Annotated in this window: 19 protein-coding genes; 15 read left to right on the top strand and 4 right to left on the bottom strand. The window is 72.7% G+C overall.

The window, feature by feature from the left end:
- Positions 1–34: 34 nt before the first annotated feature.
- The 4 genes from ABZ457_RS05665 (at position 35) to ABZ457_RS05650 (ending at position 4,413) form a co-directional block, all read left to right on the top strand.
- Complete coding sequence (locus tag ABZ457_RS05665; protein ID WP_359154207.1) at positions 35–1,003, top strand: DUF3558 domain-containing protein; 969 nt, start codon at positions 35–37, stop codon at positions 1,001–1,003.
- Positions 1,004–1,110: 107 nt separating this feature from the next.
- Positions 1,111–1,827, top strand: coding sequence for a DUF3558 family protein (locus ABZ457_RS05660; RefSeq protein ID WP_359154205.1), 717 nt, complete (start codon positions 1,111–1,113; stop codon positions 1,825–1,827).
- Positions 1,828–1,936: 109 nt separating this feature from the next.
- Positions 1,937–2,746, top strand: coding sequence for an NshR/TsnR family 23S rRNA methyltransferase (gene nshR / locus ABZ457_RS05655; protein WP_359154203.1), 810 nt, complete (start codon positions 1,937–1,939; stop codon positions 2,744–2,746).
- A 134-nt stretch (positions 2,747–2,880) separates the two neighbouring features.
- A complete protein-coding gene (locus ABZ457_RS05650) occupies positions 2,881–4,413 on the top strand; it encodes a DUF2637 domain-containing protein (protein ID WP_359154201.1) in 1,533 nt (510 codons plus the stop codon).
- A gap of 81 nt (positions 4,414–4,494) precedes the next feature.
- Here the strand turns inward: ABZ457_RS05650 and lysS are convergent, their stop codons facing one another.
- On the bottom strand, positions 4,495–6,222 hold the full coding sequence (gene lysS, locus ABZ457_RS05645) for a lysine--tRNA ligase (RefSeq protein WP_359154199.1): 1,728 nt from the start codon (positions 6,220–6,222) through the stop codon (positions 4,495–4,497).
- Positions 6,223–6,489: 267 nt separating this feature from the next.
- On the opposite strand from lysS, the gene argS reads away from it, so the two are divergent.
- The 8 genes from argS (at position 6,490) to ABZ457_RS05605 (ending at position 14,102) form a co-directional block, all read left to right on the top strand.
- On the top strand, positions 6,490–8,268 hold the full coding sequence (gene argS / locus ABZ457_RS05640; RefSeq protein WP_359154197.1) for an arginine--tRNA ligase: 1,779 nt from the start codon (positions 6,490–6,492) through the stop codon (positions 8,266–8,268).
- 295 nt (positions 8,269–8,563) lie between these two features.
- Complete coding sequence (locus ABZ457_RS05635; protein ID WP_359154195.1) at positions 8,564–9,052, top strand: hypothetical protein; 489 nt, start codon at positions 8,564–8,566, stop codon at positions 9,050–9,052.
- Positions 9,049–9,753 carry a cupin domain-containing protein gene (locus ABZ457_RS05630; protein ID WP_359154193.1) on the top strand — a complete coding sequence of 235 codons (705 nt, stop codon included), beginning with the start codon at positions 9,049–9,051 and terminating at the stop codon, positions 9,751–9,753. The genes ABZ457_RS05635 and ABZ457_RS05630 overlap by 4 nt, the downstream gene beginning before the upstream one ends.
- Positions 9,750–10,517: an SDR family oxidoreductase gene (locus tag ABZ457_RS05625; RefSeq protein ID WP_359154191.1), complete on the top strand. Its 768-nt coding sequence runs from the start codon at positions 9,750–9,752 to the stop codon at positions 10,515–10,517. Before ABZ457_RS05630 ends, ABZ457_RS05625 begins: the two co-directional genes overlap by 4 nt.
- Before the next feature lie 14 nt (positions 10,518–10,531).
- Positions 10,532–11,281 (top strand): SDR family NAD(P)-dependent oxidoreductase, encoded by a 750-nt coding sequence (locus ABZ457_RS05620; RefSeq protein WP_359154189.1) that lies wholly within the window; start codon positions 10,532–10,534, stop codon positions 11,279–11,281.
- Between the two features lie 73 nt (positions 11,282–11,354).
- Positions 11,355–12,644, top strand: a complete 1,290-nt coding sequence (locus ABZ457_RS05615) for an MFS transporter (protein WP_359154186.1) — start codon at positions 11,355–11,357, stop codon at positions 12,642–12,644.
- Positions 12,634–13,812, top strand: coding sequence for an aminotransferase class I/II-fold pyridoxal phosphate-dependent enzyme (locus ABZ457_RS05610; RefSeq protein ID WP_359154184.1), 1,179 nt, complete (start codon positions 12,634–12,636; stop codon positions 13,810–13,812). Before ABZ457_RS05615 ends, ABZ457_RS05610 begins: the two co-directional genes overlap by 11 nt.
- Positions 13,809–14,102: a Dabb family protein gene (locus tag ABZ457_RS05605; RefSeq protein ID WP_359154182.1), complete on the top strand. Its 294-nt coding sequence runs from the start codon at positions 13,809–13,811 to the stop codon at positions 14,100–14,102. Before ABZ457_RS05610 ends, ABZ457_RS05605 begins: the two co-directional genes overlap by 4 nt.
- 27 nt (positions 14,103–14,129) lie before the next feature.
- Here ABZ457_RS05605 and ABZ457_RS05600 read toward each other — a convergent pair whose 3' ends face one another.
- Positions 14,130–16,106, bottom strand: a complete 1,977-nt coding sequence (locus tag ABZ457_RS05600) for a helix-turn-helix domain-containing protein (RefSeq protein WP_359154180.1) — start codon at positions 16,104–16,106, stop codon at positions 14,130–14,132.
- 232 nt (positions 16,107–16,338) lie between these two features.
- Between ABZ457_RS05600 and ABZ457_RS05595 the strand changes: the two genes are divergently transcribed.
- Positions 16,339–17,088: a DUF4232 domain-containing protein gene (locus ABZ457_RS05595; RefSeq protein ID WP_359154177.1), complete on the top strand. Its 750-nt coding sequence runs from the start codon at positions 16,339–16,341 to the stop codon at positions 17,086–17,088.
- A 138-nt stretch (positions 17,089–17,226) separates the two neighbouring features.
- On the opposite strand, the gene ABZ457_RS05590 is transcribed toward ABZ457_RS05595, so the two are convergent.
- A complete protein-coding gene (locus ABZ457_RS05590; RefSeq protein ID WP_359154175.1) occupies positions 17,227–17,496 on the bottom strand; it encodes a DUF1876 domain-containing protein in 270 nt (89 codons plus the stop codon).
- 283 nt (positions 17,497–17,779) lie between these two features.
- Here ABZ457_RS05590 and ABZ457_RS05585 point away from each other — a divergent pair, with 283 nt between their 5' ends.
- Complete coding sequence (locus ABZ457_RS05585) at positions 17,780–18,652, top strand: glycoside hydrolase family 19 protein (RefSeq protein WP_359154410.1); 873 nt, start codon at positions 17,780–17,782, stop codon at positions 18,650–18,652.
- A gap of 194 nt (positions 18,653–18,846) precedes the next feature.
- On the top strand, positions 18,847–21,675 hold the full coding sequence (locus ABZ457_RS05580) for a hypothetical protein (RefSeq protein WP_359154173.1): 2,829 nt from the start codon (positions 18,847–18,849) through the stop codon (positions 21,673–21,675).
- 62 nt (positions 21,676–21,737) lie between these two features.
- Here the strand turns inward: ABZ457_RS05580 and ABZ457_RS05575 are convergent, their stop codons facing one another.
- Positions 21,738–22,154, bottom strand: a complete 417-nt coding sequence (locus ABZ457_RS05575; protein ID WP_359154408.1) for an ATP-binding protein — start codon at positions 22,152–22,154, stop codon at positions 21,738–21,740.
- Between the last annotated feature and the right edge of the window lie 65 nt (positions 22,155–22,219).

Here is a 22,219-nt window from a genome sequence, read left to right as displayed (position 1 = left end):
GGGACCGCGGACACGAGGAAGGGAGCTCGGCACAGTGCTTCGGAAGGCGTACGTCCAAGGCACGGCGGCACTCCTCGCGGCCGTGGTGGCGGCCGGCGCGGCCGGCTGCACCGGGAGCGGTGGGGGCGCCGGTTCCACGACCGACTCCAAGGCGGCGGACGGAGCGGCCCCCGCGGCGCAGCCCGGCCGGTACCGCACCCTGCTGGAACCCTGCGGCGCCGTGGACCGGTCCGTGCTGCGGGACATGCTGCCGGGTGTCGCCACGCTCTCGGAGGAGCAGCGGCGCCAGGTGCTCCAGGGTGTCGCCGCGGCCACGTACGACACCGACCGGCGCGCGGCGTGCAGTTGGAAGGGCTCGTCCCCGGGCGCCGCGCACCAGTTGCGGGTCGACTTCGAGCGGGTGGTCTCGTACGACCCGGCGGTCAGCGACGACGCCCGCGCGCAGGAGGTCTACATCCGCAAGCAGTCCTCGGCCTCCGTCCCGATCGCGCCCCCGGACGAGGAGGGCGAGGACGGCGGAGACGGCGGCGAGGGCGAGGAGGAGCCGGAGCCGTCCGGTTCCCCGTCGGGTGCGACGGAGCCCGGGAGCACCCCGGCCGTGGGGACGCAGGCGGGCGAGACGGACGCCGCCGCGGAGACAGGGGCGGCCGGCTCCTCCGGTCCGCCGCAGGAGCCGGGCGCGGACCCGGACGCCCCGGGACAGCCCGGCGGCCCGGGCAGCGGCACCTCCCCGGACCCCTCTCAGGACCCGGAATCGCAGGGTCTGGAGCCCCGGGTACTGGGCGGGCTGGGCGACGCGGCCTTCCTGGACGATGTGCTCGGCGGGGCCGCGTCGGCGGTCCAGCGGCGCACCGTGAGCGTGGTGTTCCGCACATCCAACGTCATCGTGAGCATCGTCTACACCCAGCAGCCGGTGACCCCGGCCGTGGTCCCGGACAGCAAGGAACTGCAGGAAAAGACGGAGAGTCTGGCCCGGCGCCTGGTGGAGATGTTCGACCGTTAGGACGCGCGCCGGGTGCGTGGCCGCCGTCACGGACCCGCCCACGCGCCGGTCCCGAGCGCGTACCGTGGCCTGGCCTGCCGTACGACCGAGTACCGAGTGAAGGAACCATGCACCGTTCAGCATCGCGACTCACCCGCATAATCGCCTGCGCCGCCGTCCCGGTGATGTTCGTCGTCGCCGGTTGCTCGTCGGACGACTCCGGGGACGCGTCGAAGTCCTCGTCGAGTTCGGCGCCGTCGCCGGAGGCGAAGAAGACGCCCTCGGTGGCGCCCGCCGTCTTCAGCAAGCTCCCGGACCCGTGCGCCACGATCCCGAAGAAGACGATCGAGGACCTGGTCCCCGAGGCGAAGTCGAAGAGCGGCACGGCCGGCAAGTCGACCGACACGGCCAGCCGGGGCACCTGCTCCTGGAACGGTCTCGACGACAAGGGCGTGAAGGGCTCGCAGTACCGCTGGCTCGACGTCTCCCTGCTGCGCTACGACTCGGACGCGACGCTGTCGGTCAGCGGCGAGCAGCGCGCGGTCGACAGCTTCGGCAAGGAGGTCGCCAAGGCGAAGGCGACCGAGGGCGCGAAGGACGTGAAGACCGCGCCCGCGCCGGGGATCGGCGACGAGGCGACCTCGGTCACCTACAAGCTGAAGAAGACCGGCGAGGAGTTCGTGTACGCGACGGTCGTGGCGCGTACGGAGAACGGCGTGGTCACCCTGACGTACAACGGCACCGGTTACGCGGGGGCGAAGAACCCGTCCACGGCCGACCTCACCAAGGACGCGCTGAAGGCGGCCAAGGAGGCCGTGGCGGCGGTCGGCGCGGCGAACAAGTAGGCCCTCGCCGGAGGGCCGGGCGGGCCCGGGCTGGTCCCGCCCGGGCCTCCGGCCGCGTCTCGGAACCGGCCGCTCCGGCCCCTCCCGCCGCTGCGCATAGGATCGGCGCATGACCGAGCTGGAAACGATCACGTCCCTCTCCGACCCCGCGATGCGGCGGATCGTCGATGTCACCAAGCCCTCCAGGACCCACATCAAGACCGCGCTGATCGAGGACACCGAGCCCCTCGTGCAGTGCCTGGGGGCGGGCGTGGAGTTCATCGAGGTGTACGCGAGCGACGCCGGCCCGCTCTCCGAGGAACTTCTCGATCTGTGCCGGAAGAAGAACGTTTCGGTGCGGCTCGTCGAGTCGGGAATCGTCAACCAGCTCTTCAAGGGGGAGCGCAAGGCGAAGACCTTCGGTCTGGCGCGTGTTCCCCGCCCCGCGAAACCGAGTGACCTCGCCGGACTCGGCGGCGACGTCGTCCTTCTCGACGGCGTGAAGATCGTCGGGAACATCGGCGCGATCGTGCGGACCTCCCTCGCGCTGGGCGCCTCGGGAATCGTCCTGGTCGACAGCGACCTCACCAGCATCGCCGACCGGCGGCTGCTCCGGGCGAGCCGGGGATACGTGTTCTCCCTGCCCGTGGTCCTCGCGAGCCGTGAGGAGGCGGTCGCCTTCGTGCGGGACAGCGGGCTGCCGCTGATGGTGCTGGAGGCGGACGGCGAGCTGACGGTGAAGGACCTCGGCGCGCAGCGGGAGCGCCTCGGCCTGCTGTTCGGCAGCGAGAAGGGCGGCCCGTCCGAGCTCTTCAAGGAGGCGTCCGCCACCACCGTCTCCATCCCGATGATCAGCTCCACGGAGTCCCTCAACGTCTCGGTGTCGGTGGGCATCGCGCTGCACGAGCGCATCGACCGGAACTTCGCCGTCCGTCGCTGAGCCCAGGCCCTGAGCCGGGCCGGAGGGGGCCCAAGGGGTGGTCGGAGGGGCGACCACCAGGGCGGCGGGAGCAGAACCGCACACATGTGCCAGGCTGTGCCCCGCACACGCCAGAAGAAGGGGAGGGGAACGCGGTGGCCGCGATGCAACTGACACGCACGCACCGGGTACTCATCGGCGTCGTCGTCGCGGGAGCGCTGATCATCGCCGCGATCGGTTTCGCGGGGTCGTACGCCGCCGTGCGCGAACTCGCGGAGCGCAAGGGCTTCGGCGACTTCTCCCTCGTCTTCCCGATCGGCATCGACGCGGGCATCTGCGTCCTGCTCGCGCTGGACCTGCTGCTGACCTGGATGCGCATACCGTTCCCGCTGCTGCGCCAGACCGCCTGGCTGCTGACGGCGGCGACGATCGCGTTCAACGGCGCGGCCGCCTGGCCCGACCCGCTGGGCGTCGGTATGCACGCCGTGATCCCGGTGCTGTTCGTGGTCTCCGTGGAGGCCGCCCGGCACGCGGTGGGCCGGATCGCCGACATCACGGCCGACAAGCACATGGAGGGCGTCCGGCTCACCCGCTGGCTGCTCTCCCCCGTGCCGACGTTCAAGCTGTGGCGGCGGATGAAGCTGTGGGAGCTGCGCAGCTATGAGCAGGTGATCAAGCTGGAGCAGGACCGGCTGATCTACCAGGCCCGTCTGCAGGCACGTTTCGGCCGCGCCTGGCGCCGCAAGGCCCCGGTGGAGGCCCTGATGCCGCTGCGGCTCGCCAAGTACGGCGTGCCGCTGGCGGAGACCGCCCCGGCGGGCCTCGCGGCGGCGGGCATCGAGCCGGTGCTGCTGCCGCCCGCCCCGGAACCGGCGGCGGTCCCGGCCGCCGGGCGGGAACTCCGGTCCGACGAGCGGACCTTGCGGGACGCGGCGGCCCGGCGCGAGCTGACGAGCGCCGAGGAGTCCGGCACGGGCGGCGTCCGGGAACCCGACGAGGCGTACGACCCCCGGGACGACGACCACGCGGCGGACGCCGACCACGCCCCGGCCCCCGCCAACCACGAGAGCCCCTGGTTCGCGGCCCAGCACCTCCCCCCGGACGCGTACGAGCGGGCCTACGAGAACGGCTACGACCCGGCCTACGGGGAGGGCCTGGACCCCGCCCCGATCCCCGTCCCCGCCGGTCCCGGGGGCCGCACCCGCCCCCTCGGCAACGGCCCCCAGGAGTGGTACGACCCGCAGGAACGTTACGACCGGTACGGCCAACAGCAGTACGCGCAGGAGCAGTACGGGCCCCAGGAGCAGTACGCCCCCCAAGCCCCGACGGCCCCGGACGCGGCCCCGGCCCCCGAACCGGTCCGGGCGGCGGCCCCGGTCCAGGAGTCGGCCCCCGCCCCCGTCCCGCGGCAGCCCGCACCGGCCGGCCTCGCCCCCGGACCCGCGCCGGAGCCGGCCGTCGGTGAGGACGCCTCCGTCGAGGACAAGGAGTTCGCCGAGGCCGCGTACCCCGTCTTCGTCCAGTTCCTGAAGGAGCACGGGGACTACCCCAAGGTGGACCACCTCGACATACTGCTCGCCGACCGCCACGGGGTGCGCCACCCGCGCAGCACCGCCCTGCTGCGGAAGCTCCTCCCGGAGTTCCAGCAGCGCCTCCAGGCGGAACTGGAGGCCGAGCACATCGCCTGACGGAGCACATCGCCCGACGGCGAAGGGCCCTTGCCCCCGGAGTTCCGGGGCAAGGGCCCTTCCCGTGCGTCGGCGTACGCGTCAGACCGCCAGCAGCCCCCGTACCCGGTCCGCGCCCACGGCCAGCAGCAGCGTCGGCAGCCGCGGGCCGGTCTCGCGGCTGACCAGCAGCCGGTAGAGCAGGGCGAAGAAGGCGCGCTGGGCGGCCTTCAGCTCGGGCGTCGGCTTGGCGTCCGGCTCCAGGCCCGCCATCACCTTCGGCACGCCGTAGACCAGGGTGGTCAGGCCGTCCAGGGACCAGTGCGTGTCCAGCCCGTCCAGCAGCAGCCGCAGCGACCTGCGCGCCTCCTCGTCCAGCGAGGCCAGCAGTTCGGTGTCCGGCTCGGTGCGCACGATGGTGCGGGCGTCCGCCGGGACCTGGGTGGAGATCCAGTTCTCGGCGCGGTCCAGCCGCGGCCGGACCTCGTCCAGCGAGGTGACCGGGCGCTCCGGGTCCAGCTCGGCCAGGATGCGCAGGGTCTGCGCCTCGTTGCCGCCGGTGATGTCGGCGACCGACGCCAGCGTGCGGTACGGCAGGGGCCGCGGGGTGCGCGGCAGTTCGCCGGCGGCCGTGCGGGCGGCGCGGGAGTGGGCGGCGGCGTCGGCCGGAAGGACGGAACCGTCCGCGACCTTGGCCTCCAGCTTGTCCCACTCGTCGTAGAGCCGCTGGATCTCCTGGTCGAAGGCGATCTTGAACGACTGGTTCGGCCGGCGGCGCGCGTACAGCCAGCGCAGGAGCTGGGGCTCCATGATCTTCAGCGCGTCGGCCGGGGTGGGCACCCCGCCCCGGGAGGAGGACATCTTCGCCATGCCGGAGATGCCGACGAAGGCGTACATCGGGCCGATCGGCCGCTCGCCGCCGAAGATGCCCACGATCTGGCCGCCGACCTGGAAGGACGAGCCGGGCGAGGAGTGGTCGACCCCGGACGGCTCGAAGATCACGCCCTCGTACGCCCAGCGCATCGGCCAGTCGACCTTCCACACCAGCTTGCCCCGGTTGAACTCGGAGAGCCGGACGGTCTCCGAGAAGCCGCACTCGGCGCAGGTGTAGGTCAGCTCGGTGGTGTCGTCGTCGTAGGCGGTGACCGTGGTGAGGTCCTTGCCGCAGCCGCCGCAGAACGGCTTGTACGGGAAGTACCCGGCCGAGGTCGCGCCGTCGTCCTCGCCCGCCGCGCCGGAGCCCTCGGCGGCCTCCAGCTCGGCCTCGTCGACCGGCTTCTGGGACTTCTTCGCCGGGGCCTTCCTGGTGCGGTACTGGGCGAGGATCGCGTCGATGTCCGCGCGGTGGCGCATGGCGTGCAGGATCTGCTCGCGGTACGCGCCGGAGGTGTACTGCGCGGTCTGGCTGACCGGGTCGAACCCCACGCCCAGCTCGGCCAGCGACGCGGTCATCGCGGCCTTGAAGTGCTCGGCCCAGTTCGGGTGCTCCGAGCCCTTGGGCGCGGGCACCGAGGTCAGCGGCTTGCCGATGTGCTCCGCCCAGGAGGCGTCGACGCCGTCGACGCCGTTCGGCACCTTGCGGTAGCGGTCGTAGTCGTCCCAGGAGATGAGGTGGCGCACCTCGTACCCGCGGCGGCGGACCTCGTCGGCGACCAGGTGGGGGGTCATGACCTCGCGGAGGTTGCCCAGGTGGATCGGGCCCGAGGGAGACAGTCCGGAGGCGACGACGACCGGTTTGCCAGGCGCACGTCGCTCCGACTCGGCGATGACCTCGTCCGCGAAACGGGAGACCCAGTCGGTCTCGGTGCTGCTCTGAGCCACGGTCGGCACGTCCTTGCTCTGCTCGGTTGAGGGGGTCTGTGAAGGGTCGGAAATCTGCCGCCCACCATTGTCCCAGAACGGAAAACGCCGCCGCACCCGCGTTATGGGCGCACGTCGCGTGTCGCGGTCTGCCCGGGGCCCTCGGCCCTGCCGGCCCGCCGCCCCGGGGGCGAAATCCGGTTGCCCCGCCGTGGGACACTTGACGTCCGGAACACCCCCGTGCACACCACGCGTGCACATCCCGTCAGACCGCCCTCCGAACAGGAACGGAAGCTCATGGCCTCGGTCCCTTCCCTCGCTTCGAACGTGCAGCAGCGCCTCGCGGACGCCCTGGCGGCAGCCCTGCCGCAGGCCGCCTCCGCGGACCCGCTGCTGCGACGCAGCGACCGGGCCGACTTCCAGGCCAATGGCATCCTGGCCCTCGCCAAGCAGCTCAAGGGCAATCCGCGCGAGCTGGCCACCCAGGTCGTCGCCGCCGTCCCGGCGAACGAGGTCCTGAAGGAGATCGAGGTCTCCGGCCCCGGCTTCCTGAACATCACGCTCACCGACCGGGCGATCACCGGGACCCTGGCCGCCCGGGCCGCGGACGACCGGCTCGGCGTGCCGCTCGCGGCCGACGCCGGCCGGACGGTGGTCGACTACGCCCAGCCGAACGTGGCCAAGGAGATGCACGTCGGCCATCTGCGGTCCGCCGTGATCGGCGACGCGATGGTGCGGATCCTGGAGTTCGCGGGCGAGCAGGTCGTACGGCGGCACCACATCGGCGACTGGGGCACCCAGTTCGGCATGCTCATCCAGTACCTGACCGAGCACCCGCACGAGCTGGACCACAAGGAGTCGGCGGCCGAGGGCGAGGCGGCCGGCGCCGAGGCCATGTCCAACCTGGACCGGCTCTACAAGGCGTCCCGCGCGCTCTTCGACTCCGACGAGGAGTTCAAGGCCCGCGCCCGGGACCGGGTGGTGGCCCTCCAGGCGGGCGACCCGGACACGCTCGCGCTCTGGCAGAAGTTCGTGGACGAGTCGAAGATCTACTTCTACTCGGTCTTCGACAAGCTCGACATGGAGATCCGGGACCCCGACATCGTCGGCGAGTCCGGGTACAACGACATGCTCGACGAGACCTGCCGCATCCTGGAGGAGTCCGGCGTCGCGGTCCGCTCCGAGGGCGCCCTCTGCGTCTTCTTCGACGATGTGAAGGGCCCGGACGGCCGGCCGGTGCCGCTGATCGTCAAGAAGTCCAACGGCGGCTACGGCTACGCGGCCACCGACCTGTCCGCGATCCGCGACCGGGTGCAGAACCTGGACGCCACCTCGCTGATCTATGTGGTGGACGCCCGGCAGTCCCTGCACTTCAAGATGGTCTTCGAGACCGCGCGGCGGGCCGGCTGGCTGAACGACAAGGTGCGCGCCCACCAGCTCGCCTTCGGCACGGTCCTCGGCAAGGACGGCAAGCCGTTCAAGACCCGTGAGGGCGAGACCGTCCGGCTGGTCGACCTCCTCGACGAGGCGATCGACCGGGCCACGGCCGTGGTGCGGGAGAAGGCCGGGAAGGTGGGCCTGAGCGAGCGGGAGATCGTGGAGAACGGCCGGTACGTGGGCATCGGCGCGGTCAAGTACGCCGACCTGTCCACCTCCGCGGTGCGGGACTACAAGTTCGACCTGGACCAGATGGTCTCGCTCAACGGCGACACCTCGGTCTACCTCCAGTACGCGTACGCGCGGATCCAGTCGATCAAGCGGAAGGCGGGCGACCGGACGCCCCTGGCGCACCCCGAGCTCGAACTCGCCCCGGCCGAGCGGGCGCTGGGCCTGCACCTGGACCAGTTCGGCGAGGTGCTGGCGGAGGTCGCGTCCGGGTACGAGCCGCACAAGCTGGCCGCGTACCTGTACCAGCTCGCCTCCCACCTGACCACGTTCTACGACCAGTGCCACGTCCTCAGCGCGGACAACGCGCCCGAGGTGGTGGAGAACCGGCTCTTCCTGGTGGACCTCACCGGCCGGACCCTGCGCAAGGGCATGGAGCTGCTGGGCATCCGGACGCCCGAGCGCCTCTGAGCCCACCCGCACCACCACGCGGCCGCGGGCCCGGCACCCCTCCTGGAGGGGTGCCGGGCCCGCGGCCTTTTCGCGCCGAACGCCCAAGTGGCAGACAGGGTTCCGTTCTGACTGCACGTCAGCACAGCGCCCGCGCACATCCTGACAAACCGGCGGGCACACGTTAAATGAAGATTGCGGGCCCGCCCGCCCGGAACAACGCGCACTCACCGCACTCGTCCCCGAGAATTCCGCACAGCCGGTCAGGCTCGGCACACTCGGTCCCCAGGGCACGAGCAGCGAGTACATCGCGCAGTTGATCCAGCGTATTCCCCAGGTGCACGGAGACATCGACATCCTCCTGGAGGACACCTACGAGAAATGCATGGACGCGCTGCTCGCCAAAGAGGTCGATCTCGCACTGGTGGCCCATGCGTACCACGGCATCAACGCCTTCCACATGAATCCCGATCTGGAGCCGTCGGTCGTTTTCCGCGGGCACACACCGGAATACGGTCTGGCCGTGCGGTCCGACTTCGCGTTCGACGAGGAACTGCTCTCCCGGGAGCCCGTGGTGTCCCACCCCGCTCCGATACCGCTGCTGAGACACCACGTCGACCGGCCCGTCACCCTCGTCACCGTGGACTCCACGAGTCAGGCCGCCGGCCAGGTCGCCGACGGACGGTACAGCATCGCCATCACCAACGAGCAGGCGGTCCGGCGGCACAACCTCAGATTCGTCCGCACGTTCTCGCGCATTCCCATGACCTGGACCATTTTCTCCCGGAAGGCTGCCCGACCGTGACCACCCAGACCCAGGAAACGCCCACGCGGGAACTCCCCTATTTCCCCTCCCCCGACACGGTGCTGCACGAGAACGGGACCAGGGTGGAGTCCTATCGGCGCGACGGCACGGAGGTGCGGGTCTCCTATCTGCCGCCCGGCACGGTCCTGGCCGGCACCTCCCCCGCCGAGGCCCGGGTCGGTATGGTGATCCGCGGTGAACTCTCGATGCGGGTCGGGGAGGTTTCCCAGGTGAAGCGGCCCGAACTCGATGTCTTCGTCGCCCCGCCCGGAACCGGGATATCGGCCGCCAACACCTCCTCCGAGGAAACCCTCCTCCTGGAGATCGAGCGCGGAAAGCCGGGCGAGTCCTATCCCGCACCCGACGGCTACTTCCTCGAACCGATCGAATCGCGCAAGTTCGTCGGAATGGACGTGACGTTCTTCCTCGCCGACTGGATCGAGCTGATGATCGCCGACATCCCCGGTGGCGGGCAGATGCCGTACCACCAGCACTCCCACGAGCAGATCGGGACGTGCCTGGAGGGGCGGTACGAGATGACCGTCGAGGACACCAGCCACGAACTGCGCTGCGGCGGCACATACTTCTGCGCCCCGCAGGAGGGCCACGGCGCCGCGAACCCCAACGCGCGACTCGCCCGGTCCCTGAACATCTTCATCCCGCCCCGCTACCACCGCGTCCCCCAGCGGGACGCGGAGTGACGCGAGTCGCCGTCGTCCTGGGCGCGGGCCACGGCATCGGACGCGCGACCGCGGCCCGCCTGAACGCCGGCGGCTGTACGACCGTCCTGAACTCCCGCACCCGGAGCGACCTGGAGAAGACCGCGAGCGGGTTCACCGGGGACCGTCCCGTCGACCTCGTCCCCGGTGACATCACCGACCCCGCCTTCCGCCGCCGTCTCGTCCAGCAGGTCGAGCGCCGCCACGGCAGGATCGACGTCCTGGTCAACAACGGTCCCGGCCCCGCGCCCGGCGCCTTCGACGAGATCGGCACGGCGGACATCGGGCGCGCCATGGACCAGAAGCTGGTGCCCTACCTCGACCTGATCAAGGCGGTGGCACCGGTCATGACGCGCCACGGGTTCGGCCGCATCGTCAACGTCGTCGGGAACATCGGGAAGGAACCCGAGCCCGCGATGTTCCTGTCCGGGCTGGTCAACGCGGCCCTCGCGAACGCCGCCAAGTACCTGGCCGGCCAGTACGCCCCGCACCACATCACGGTCAACTGCGTGCACCCCGGCACCATCAGGACCCCGCGGTTCGACCGCGCCGCCGACCACCTCTCCCGGACCGGCGGCATCTCCCGGGAGGAGGCGGAGTCCCGCCTGAAGGACGGCATCTCCATGGGCAGACCCGGGGAGGCCGACGAGGTGGCCGCCGTCATCGCCTTCCTGGCGTCCGCCGAGTCCTCGTATCTCACCGGACAGCAGATCTCCGTCGACGGAGGACAGTTGACATGCGTATAGGAGGCCCCGGGGCCGTGTTCGAGAACAAGTCCGTCGTCGTCACCGGCGCCGCGTCCGGTATCGGGCGGCAGACCGCGCTGGAGTTCGCCCAGCGGGGCGCGAAGGTGGTGGTCGCCGACATCGACGAGCCCAACGGCACCGCCTTCGTCGAGTCGCTGACGGACAAGGGCCACGAGGCCCTCTTCGTCAGGGCGGACCTCACCCGCGAGGCCGACTGCGAGCGGCTGGTCGAGGTCACCGCGGACACCTTCGGCGGCGTCGACGTCCTGGTGAACAACGCCGCGATCGAGATCACGACACCGATCCACGAGCTGCCGCTGCACGAGTGGGACAGGCTGCTCGCCACCAATCTGACCAGCATGTTCCTCTGCTCCAAGCACGCCCTGCGCAGGATGATCGAGGCCCGGCAGGGGGCGATCGTCAACGTCTGCTCGGTGAGCGGGCTGGTCGCCTGGCCCGGAATCGCCGCCTACAACACCACCAAGGGCGGCGTGATGATGCTGACGAAGTCACTGGCCGCCGACTACGCGCCGTACAACATCCGGGCGAACTGCGTCTGCCCCAGCATCATCGACACCCCGATGACGGACGTGTCGGTCGGCAACGACCTGGACGTCAAGGAACAGAAGGCGAAGCTGAATCCGCTCGGCCGCCTCGGCACACCCGAGGACGTGGCCAACGCGATCCTCTTCCTGGCCTCGGACGACTCCTCGTTCATCACCGGAGCCGCGCTCACCGTCGACGGCGGCTACACCGCCGTCTGAACGGGCCCCGGCCCGAGGGTCCGCGCACCACCGCGCACCACGACAGAGAAGCAAGAAAGCAAGGAAGCAGAGAATGCCGGACAGTGTGAACGGTGAGGCACGCGCACCGGGCGGTGACACCGGCCGGGCCGGGTTCCCCCTGCTGACCGTCCTCGCCCTGATGGCGGGAATCTTCGCGGTCGGCTCCGAGGAACTGGTGGTCTCCCCCCTCCTCCTGGACATGGCCCGGTCCTTCGACACCTCGGTGGCCGTCATGGCCCTGTCGGTCAGCGTCTACGGCGTCAGCACCGCGATCGGGGCCCTGCTCTTCGCCCCGCTCGGCGACAGGGTCTCCCGCCGGGTCTGCCTGATCTCCGGGATGGCCGTGTTCCTGGTGGGCACCCTGCTGTGCGCGTTCGCGGCCGGCCCGGGCGTGTTCTTCACCGGACGGGCCCTGGCCGGCCTGGCCACCGGCGCCTTCGTGCCGACCGCGTACGCCTTCGTCGGCGACCGGATCCCCTACGCGTACCGGGCCAAGGCCATGGGGATCATCGTCTCCAGCTGGTCCCTCTCCCTCGTGCTCGGTGTCCCCCTGGGGTCCTTCATCGGCGAGTGGGCGGGCTGGCGCTGGGCGTTCGGGCTCCTCGCGGTGCTGGGACTGCTGGTGATCTGCGTCCTGTCCCGGGTCAGCGGCGAGCCCGCCGCAGGGCCGGAACAACGGGCCGAGGAGAACACGCCCGCGCAGGGGTGGCGGCGGTCCACGGCCGAGGCGCTGCGCGCGCCGCGGGTGGGCCTGTACGTGCTGGTGACCTTCCTCAACATGCTGGGCTTCTACGGCATGTACACCTACCTCGGCAGCGCCATGCAGTACCGGTTCGGCGCCGAGGGCGGCCTGACCGGCGTCATGATCCTCGTCTACGGTCTGGGCTTCGCGACCAGCTTCGTCACCGGCAAGTGGGCCGACGGCCGCGGCAAGGAACGCGTGCTCGCCGGGCTGCTGGCCGGTCTGGTGCCCGCGCTGGCACTGATCCCCTTCGTCTCCCGCTGGACACCCCTGCTGGTGGTCTGCCTCTTCCTGTGGGGCGCCATGCAGAGCCTGGTGGTCACGCTGCTGAGCACCCTGCTCAGCGAGTGCTCGACCCGGCACCGCGGCACGGTCCTGGCCTTCTACAGCCTGGCCACCAACCTCGCCGTGGCCCTGGGCGCGGCCGTGATGGGCCCGCTCTTCACGGCCTACGGGTTCTCGGCCGTGGGGTACGTCTGCGCCGGGATCATGCTGGTCGGCTGTGCGCTGAGCGCCGTGGCCCACCGGCGGGGCGGCGACCGCGATCCGGCCCCCGCCGTCTCCCCCGGAAGCAAGGCGGTCGCGACGCATGAGAGTTGAGATCGCGCGCAGGCTGCTCGACCTGCCCCGGAGTTCCTTCGCGACGACCGCCGCCCGGGTGGAACAGCTCCTCGCCGCGGGTGAGGACGTGATCAACCTGTGCCAGGGGAACCCCGATCTGCCGACGCCCCCGCACATCGTGGAGTCGCTCCGCCGGGAGGTCCTGGACCCGGCCACCCACCGGTACCCGTCCTTCTCCGGGCTGCCGGAGCTCAAGGCCGCCGTCGCCCGGTGGTACGCCGCCGAGCACGGGGTGCGGCTCGACCCCGAGTCCGAGGTCGCCGTCCTCTTCGGCGCCAAGGCCGGGCTGGTGGAGATCAGCCAGTGCCTGCTGGACCCGGGGGACGTCTGCCTGATGCCCGACCCGGCCTTTCCGGACTACTGGGCGGGCGTCGCCCTCGCCGGGGCCCGTATGCACCCCCTCCCGCTCCTGCGGCGGAACGGTTTCCTCCCGGACTACGGCGCCCTCTCCGCCACCGTCCGCGGCCGGGCCCGGCTGATGTTCCTGAACTACCCGAACAATCCGACCGGCGCGGCGGCCCCGGACGGCTTCTACGAGGAGACCGTCCGGTTCGCCGCCCGGAACGACGTGGTCGTCGCCTCCGACTTCGCCTACGCCGGACTGGGCCTGGACGGAGCGCCCCCGCTCTCCTTCCTGCGGGCCGAGGGGGCGAAGGAGGTGGGTGTCGAGTTCCTGTCCCTGTCCAAGATGTTCAACATGGCGGGGTGGCGCGTCGGCGCCGTGGCCGGCAACCGCGAGGTCGTCGCGGCCGTCGAGGCGTTGCAGGAGCACTACTACGTCTCGATCCCGCCGTTCATCCAGCGGGCGGCGGCCACCGCCCTGACCGGCCCCCAGGACTGCGTCCGGGAGCTCTCCGGGATCTACCGGAGCCGCCGGGACGTCTTCGTGGCCGGGATGCGGGAGGCGGGCCTGCCCGTCGACCCGCCGAAGTCCGTGTTCGCCTGGCTGCCGGTGCCGGCGGGCGGGAGCTCCGCGGCGTACGCCGCCGACCTCCTCGAACGCGCCAAGGTCGCGGTCGCGCCCGGCCGTTGGTTCGGCGAGCACGGCGAGGGATACGTCCGGGTCAGCCTGCTGGCCCCGGAGGAACGACTCAGGGAGGCCGTGGCCAGGATGGCCGGTTCCCGACGACCGGAGGTGGCGTCTTGATACGGCATGTCGTGCTCTTCAAGTTCAAGCCGGGCATCGGCTGGGACGACCCCCGGGCCCTGGCGGCGGAACGCACCGCCGCCGAGGTCGGGGCCGAGGTGCCCGAGGTCCGGGACTGGAGCGTCGGACGCAATGTCTCGACCCGGGAGATCTCGTACGACTTCCTGGTGGAGGGGCTGCTGGACGACATGCAGGGCGTCCAGGACTACCTGGTGCACCCGTTCCACCAGGAGGCGATCCGGCAGTGGCGGGAGATCAGCGACTGGGTGATGGTCGACGTCGAGGTCTGACCGACCCGTGGCCCGGTCCCCGTCTCCTCAGTCACCCTCCTGGGGACGCCACTCGCCGGGCTCGGCCCACCAGAGGTACAGGGGACGCCCCTCGATCGCGCTGGTGCGGAACGGGCTGCCGCCGTCGTCGACCCGGATCGTGCCCTTCCGGTCCCCGCTGCTCCAGGAGACCTCCAGGTACCAGCTCACGTCGTGCGCCTTGGTGGCCACGTCGAAGCGGAGCACCTGGGGGTCGTCCGAGGCGACCTTGTACGGGAAGTCCCTGGCGGGCACGACCGTGTCACCGCTCTGCCCGGCCACGGGGACGACGGCGGGCTGCGCCCGGTCCAGGTCGACGGCGAAGGTCTGCGGCGTCACACCGCTGCCGCAGCCCTCGCCCATCGAGTACGCGGGCCAGGGCAGCGCCTCGGCCCGCCGCACCACCCGGACGTGCACATCGGTGATCACCACGGAGTCGGCCGACTTCCCCGTGGCCGTCAGCTCCAGCAGCATGCCGCCGCCGTCCACCCCTCCGAGCGCCCGCGCCCAGCCCCGGTGGTCCTGCGGGGCGGGCGGCGACGGCACACGCTTCGGGTCGCGGTCGAGCAGGTAGTACTGGCCGCAGGGCGAGTCCCAGTTGTACGAGCTGACGCCCACCCGCAACGGGTCCCCGGCCTCGGCCCCACCCGGTCGCGGGGCGCTCGGCGAGGGGCGGGTCGGCGCGGCGGAGGGGCTCGGGGAGTCCTTGCCGTCCGGGCTCGCGCCGGGTGAGGCGGAGCCGGAGCCGGACGGGGCGGGCCGCGCGGGGCCGGCCCCGGGGGCCGGCTCGACGGGGGCGGACTCGGGCGCACGCCCGGCCCGCCCGTCGCCGCTGCCGCCGTCGCCACCGGCCGCGAGGACGGCGACGGGTACGGCCACCGCGACGACCACGGCGGCGGCGAGCGCGACGAGCACCCGCCGCCGGCGCGCGGAGGCGCGGGGGGACGTGGTCTCCCCGGCGCCCTCGTCCCGTCCACGCGCGCCGCCGGAGCCCTGCCCGCCACCACCGAACGCCCGCCCGCCGACCACCGGTTCGCCGCCGGAGCCGGACGGTCCGGGCCCTGGGTGCCCGGCCTGTCGGTCCGGGCCGCCCTCGTCACCCGAGCCCGGCCCCTCGGCGGAGCCGGACCCACTGGGCGCGCCCGCCGCGCCCGGTCCGCCGAGGCCGCCGGCGGAGCCGGAGTCCCGGACCGGTCGGCCGGAACCGTCCGCAGGACGGCCTCCGTCACCAGAGCCCGGGCCGAGAGCAGGCCCGGGGCCCCCGCCACGTCGGGCGGAACCGTCCGCAGGACCGTCCCCGTCACCGGAGCCCGGACCGTCAGCACCGCCGAGGCCCCCGCCACCGGCGACCGGCCCCTGGACGGAGCCGGACCGGCCGACCCCGGCGTGCCCGGCACCGGCGACCGGGCCATCGGCGGAGCCGGAGTCCCCGCCCGGTCGGCCCGAGCCGTCCGCAGGGCGGTCCGCACCACCGGAGCCCGGACCCTCGGCGGAGCCGGACCCACTGGGCGCGCCCGCCGCGCCCGGTCCGCCGGGGCCGCCGGGCCCGGTCGGGCCCGCCGCGCCCGGCGTGGCACCCGCCGCGCTCGTTCCTGCGGCCCCCGGCCTAGGTGCCGGCCCCGCAGCCGGCCCGCCGCCGATCACCACCGCGCCGCCCGCGCCGGGCCCGGGTGCCGGGTCGAGGCGACCGGGCGACGGCGGCACCGGCGACGCCGACGGCGCGGACCGCGCACGGGCGCGCGCGTCGTCCGCGACGATCCACCGCCGGTGCAGCTCGATCAACTCCTCGCGCTCCGCCCCGCATACGCGCGCGAACCGCTCGACCGCCGCGAACTCCGCCGGCACGGCGTCCCCGTTGCAGTAGCGGTGCAGCGTCGACGTGCTGACGTGCAGCCGCCCGGCGAGCACGCCGTAGCTGCGCCCCGAGCGTTCCTTCAACCGCCGCAGCAGCGCGGCCAGCTCATGGGCCTCCGGTGTGGTCGCCACCGTGCCATTCCCCTGTCCCTCGGTTCCCCCGCGTCCCGGAACGGCGTTCCAGGCAGGGTCGGTTCCCGCTGGTCACCGTACCCGCAGGCGTTCCGGCGTCCCCAATGGCCCGCTCGGCGTTGCGGCCGGAACCCGCCGGCTCGCAGCCTGGTGACACGCCGCAAGGCACGACCGACCACAGACCGACCGACCACAGACCGAAGAGCACCGACACAACGGGGAGTTCCACCACATGCGTATCCACCGCATCCGCACCGCCGCAGCCGTCGCCGCCGCCATCGGCGCCCTCTCGCTCACCGCCTGCCAGGGCTCCGAGACCGGGACGCGGGACGAGGGCAAGGCGCCCGCGGCCAACGCCTCCGCCACGGAGAAGAACACGGAGAACACCGAGCAGACCCCCGCGCCGCAGGGGACCACGGGCGACGAGGGCGCCGCCGGCGGCACGGACTCCGGCAAGAGCGGCGACACCGGCACCACCGGCGCCTCCGGCGCCTCCTCGCACGGCGGGGCCGCCTCCGCCGGCGACAGCGGCAAGGGGAAGGGCGACCCCGGCCCGACCGACAAGGCGTGCACGTCCAAGACCGTCAAGGTCACCTACGCCCCCGTGAGCCGGCCGGTCAACCACGCGCTGCTCACCGTGACCAACACCGGCAGCACCGCCTGCAACGCGTACTACGCGCCCCTGCTGCGTATCGACGAGGGCCAGGCGGCCATCGCGATCGACGAGGGCAGCAAGCCGCAGGCGGTCGCCACCCTCGCCCCCGGCGAGAGCGCCTACGCCGGGATCATGCTCTCCTCGGCGGACGGCAGCGGCAAGCACGGCGGCACGGCGAAGAAGCTGGAGGTGCACTTCGCCCCGCGCAGCGGCTCCGGCTCGGTCGGCACCCCGGCCGTCGTGAAGCTCCCCTCCGGCACGTACACGGACAGCAGCACCCGCGTCACCTACTGGCAGATGGACAGGGACGACGCCCTGTCCCGCTGACCCGAAAGCGCCCCGCGCCGCCTCCTGACCCGCCGCCCCCTGACCCGCCGACCCCCGGCGGGACACCCCCGCGAGCCCCCGGCCCTCACCGGCCGGGGGCTCGCGCGCTCGGCGAACTCGCGCCCCGCGAACTCGCGCTCAGCGGATCGGGTGGGACGTCCTCCCGGACGCCTCGTCGATCTCCGTGTGCGCCTTCTGGAGCAGCTGCGAGGCCAGATCCATCAGGGCCCGCGCGCCGGCGATCTCCTCGCCGACCATGAGCTGCGGCTCGTCGGACCGGTGCCGGTTCGCGTTGCCGTGCCCCCGGTACTCCGTACCGTCGCCGAGCCTCACCATGGCGGCCGCCCTCGTCCGGTCGCCCTCCTCACGGAACTCCATCTCGATGTGCCATCCGACGAGTGTCTGCATGCGGATCACCTCCGGGCCGGTCCTTCCAGCGTCCTCCGTTCCGCCCCTGATCGCGACCCCGCGGAGCCCAGGAGCCCGGGCGACCACGCCGGGCCCGCACCTCCGCCGCGCCCCCGCTTCTTACCCGGAAGTCACATTGGTCTATACCTTGACTCGATCACGTCAATCGCGCTTGAGTGTGGGGACTACCCCCACCACAGCCCTCCCCCCGGTCAACTCCGTTGACACGCAGGGCTGTTGTGCTCAGAGGAGTGATCGAGTGCTGAGACCGATATCCCGCATCATGGCCCTGCTGACGGCGGTCCTCGTCGCCACCGGCCTCGCGGTGGCCCTGACCCCGACCGCGTCCGCCGCCTCCCCCTGCGACACCGCCCCCAACTGGCAGCAGGGCGCCTGGTACAGCGCTGGCAACGTTGTCAGATACAACGGTTCCTACTACATCGCCGAGCACGACAACCCGGGCTACGACCCGACGATCAGCACCTGGTACTGGGACCCGTACAACTGCGGTGGCGGCGGGGGCAACCCCGACCCGTCCGGATTCGTGGTCAGCGAGGCCCAGTTCAACCAGATGTTCCCGGGCCGGAACTCCTTCTACACCTACAGCGGACTGACCGCCGCCCTCAGTGCCTACCCCGGCTTCGCCAAGACCGGCAGCGACACGGTCAAGAAGCAGGAGGCCGCCGCCTTCCTCGCCAACGTCAGCCACGAGACCGGCGGGCTCGTCCACATCGTGGAGCAGAACCAGGCCAACTACCCGCACTACTGCGACTGGGGACGGCCCTACGGCTGCCCGGCCGGCCAGGCCGCCTACTACGGGCGCGGCCCCATCCAGCTGAGCTGGAACTTCAACTACAAGGCGGCCGGTGACGCCCTCGGCATCGACCTGCTGAACAACCCCTGGCGCGTCCAGAACGAGGCGGCCGTCGCCTGGAAGACCGGCCTCTGGTACTGGAACACCCAGTCCGGCCCGGGCTCCATGACCGGCCACAACGCGATGGTGAACGGCCACGGCTTCGGCCACTCCATCCGCTCCATCAACGGCTCCCTGGAGTGCGACGGGAGGAACCCGGCGCAGGTGCAGAGCCGGGTGACCAAGTACCAGCAGTTCACGCAGATCCTGGGCGTCGCCCCGGGCGGCAACCTCTACTGCTGACGCTCCCCCTGAACGGGCCGCGGGCCCGGGGCGCCCACCACCCCCGGACCCGCGGCCGACCCATGTCCGGGCCCGGCCCGCCCGCACCCCGCCCACCCGCACAGGCAACCCACAGCTTCCCCTCCCCGTCTCCGTGTCCGAGAGCGCGTTCGACCTGAAACAAACGCGCGGGCAACGGGGGTTGAGGAGGAGCCTTGATACGTGGCCGGAAAGCATGGGCCACCGCGACAGCGGTGCTCACCGTGGCGGGGGTGGCGCCCGCGGTGGCGCACGCCGCCCCGGCGCCACCGCCCGACACCCGGGCCGCCGCCCCCGCGGCACCCGGAACCGGGAGCGCCGACGGGGACAGCGCCGGCAACGGCCTGCCGCCCGGCTGGCGGATCACCGCCGACGACGGCAAGAACCACCTGGAGTGGCGCTCCCCGAAGCGCATCCCGCACGGCGACGCCCGCGTGGAGTTCCGCGCCGACGGCGATCTCGTCGGCGTCCCCGAGCCGGGGAACGACGGCCGGACCTTCCGCCTCCCCCTCGACGCGGCCCGCGCCGACGACCTGGGCGATCTGAAGAACCTCCGGGTCGAGGCCGCCGGCCGCCGCCTCGACGAGGCCCCCGGCGCGGGCGACCGCCGCGCCGCGAAGCAGCCCGCGCCGAAGCTGCCGCCCAAGCTCCCCGCCGGAGCCGTCGACCCCGGCAAGGCGGGCCCGTACGCCACCACCACCGGCGAGTACGGCCTCCCCTCCGTGAAGCTCCCCGGCATGAAGGCCGCCGTGGAGATGCGCGGCCTCGTCGTCGCCCCGAAGGGCGCGCCCGGCAAGCGGCCGATCGCCCTCTTCCTGCACGGCCGCCACGCCACCTGCTACGTCCCCGGCAAGGGCACGGACCCGACCATCGACTGGCCCTGCGCCAAGGGCTTCAAGCCGATCCCCAGCCACAAGGGCTATCTGCGCGACCAGAAGCTGCTGGCCTCCCAGGGCTATGTCACCGTCTCCATCTCCGCGAACGGCATCAACGGCCAGGACGGGGAGCTGGAGGACAGCGGCGCCCAGGCCCGCTCCTCGCTGGTGCGCAACCACCTCGCCCGCTGGGCGGACTGGGCCGCCAAGCCCGCCTCCGCGCCCGCGGGCGTGCCCAAGGGCGTCAAGCCGGACCCGTCCCGGGTCCTCCTCGTCGGGCACTCGCGCGGCGGTGAGGGCGTCAACCGCGCGGCCATGGACAGCCTGTACGCGCCGCCGCCCGCCCAGGACGGCTACCGCGGCAAGGCCCGCTGGACCATCCGCGGCCTCGTCCACATCGGGCCGACGATCTTCGCCCAGAACCCGGTCGCCGACGTCCCGTCCCTGACCATCCTGCCGGGCTGCGACGGTGATGTCGCCGACCTCCAGGGCCAGGTCTACACGGACGGCACCCGCGGGGTGAGCCGGGGCAAGGCCCTGCACAGCTCGGTCTACATGATCGGCGCCAACCACAACTTCTTCAACAGCGAGTGGACCCCCGGCCAGGCCGCGGCCCCCGCGAACGACGACTTCTGGCACGACCCGGAGGCCCCCGACCCGCTCTGCTCCCCCGGCAAGCCCGGCCGGCTCACCGCCGACCAGCAGCAGAAGGCGGGCGCCACCTACGTCGCCGCCGCCGCACGGCTGTTCGTCGCCGGTGACGACCGCGTCCGCGAACTCGTGGACGGCACCGGCCGCCGGGCCCCCTCCGCCGACCCCGCCCGGGTGGCGGCCCACGCGGTCGGCGGCAACCGGGGAGCGGGCTTCCTGCCCGACGACCCGGTGAACCCGGCCAAGGTGACCGGCGCCCGGCTCTGCGACGCGGTCGCCCCCGGCAAGTCCGCCTGCCTCGGCCAGGACGCCGTCGGCACCTCCCCGCACTTCGCGAACTGGCGCCCGGAGCACGAGGCCGGCCGCCGCGCCGTCGCCCTGTCCTGGTCCAAGCCCGGCACGGCGGCCCGGGTGACCCCCGGCAAGCCGCTCTCCGTCAAGGGCGCGTCCTCCCTCGCGCTGCGCGTCGCCGTCCCGCCGAACAGCAGCGGCACGCGGTTCGACGTGGCCGTCAAGGACGCCGAGGGCAAGCGGGCGAGCCTGGGCGGGGTCCGTGTGGACGGGCTGCCCAGCGGCGAACGCTCCTCCGCCTACTGGGCGCAGGAGGTCCGCGTCCCGCTGACCGCCGCCACCCGCGCCGGGCTCGACCTGAGCCGGATCGCGTCCCTGGAGCTGACCCCCAAGTCCCGCACCGGCAAGGCATGGCTGATGGACGCCTGGTCCTGGAAGCCGGGCACCCCGGCGGTCCAGGCCGCGCCGCTGGCCCGCGTGGACATCGGCCGGCTCACGGTCAAGGAGGGCGACTCGGGCGTCCGCACCTACAAGGTGCCCGTCCGCACCACCGGCAAGAACTCCGGCACGGTCCGCCTGTACGTCGTCGACCCTGACTCCGGCAAGGCCACCGGCCGCCTGGTGAAGGTCGGCCCGGGCGCCGCGGGCATCGACGTCAGGATCAAGGTCAAGGGCGACAAGCGGTACGGCTGGGACAAGCCCCACGACATCCTGGTCAAGGCGGTCCGGGGCACGGTCGTGGGCGCGGACTCGGGCGGGGTGACCGCCGAGAACGACGACCCGATGCCGAAGATGACGGTCAAGCCGGTGGCCACCGACGTCACCGAGGGCAAGCCGCTGACCTGGCGCGTCTCCCTCTCGGCCGCGGCGGACATCGAGATGTACGCCGCCGCGGAGCTCGTCGCCGTCCCGTCCGGCCGCCCGGCGCTGTCGACGGCCGACGTCGACCAGGAGTGGCTGTCCGACCTGGTGGAGCGCGTCCCGGACCCGGCGGTCCCGCTCTCCCGGGTGGCGTACCCGAGCATCTGGCTCGCCGTCCCGCCGGGGAAGACCTCGACCGAGGTGACGATCCCGACCGTCCGTGACCGGGCGAAGGAGCCGGCCGAGTACGTCCGCCTCCAGTTCGCGAACGACGAGGGCAAGCCCCTGGGCAAGCCGCGGGAGGGCACGGTGCGCGACGCGTCCTAGCCCCCGGACTCACGGGCTCACGGGCCACGGGGCTCATGGTCCCGTGGCCACGTCCCGTGGCCTTACGTCCGCCCCCGGGTGAAGGCGCACCACACCACCTTGCCCGGGTCGCGCTCGCCGACGCCCCAGGTGTCGGCGAGCGCGGCGACCAGCAGCAGCCTCCGCCCCGACTCGTCCTCCTCCGGCCGGGTTCCGCCGGGCGGGGCGAGCGCGGGCCGTCCGTCCCCGCTGTCGTGCACCTCGACGCGGAGACGGCGGCCCGCGTCCTCGTTCAGCAGCCGCACGAGGTAGCCGCGTCCGGGCGGGACCCCGTGGACGAGGGCGTTGGTCGCCAGCTCGCTGACGCACAGCAGGACGTCCCCGGCCCGCGCCCCCTCCCAGCCCCAGGCGTCCAGCGCCTCCCGCGCGAACTCCCGTGCTCTGCCCACCGATCGGCGCTCCCGGCGGCAGAACAGCTCGCGCAGCGCCTCGTGTTGCATCGTCGTATCCACGCGGCCGAGCCTCCCGGCGGGAGCGCCCGCGGGGGCAGTGCGCCCACCCGTAC

This window comes from Streptomyces sp. NPDC005805 (assembly GCF_040630445.1).
Taxonomy (GTDB): Bacteria; Actinomycetota; Actinomycetes; order Streptomycetales; family Streptomycetaceae; genus Streptomyces.
Note: the sequence above shows the minus strand (reverse complement) of the source record. Positions and strands in the feature narration are given on the sequence as shown.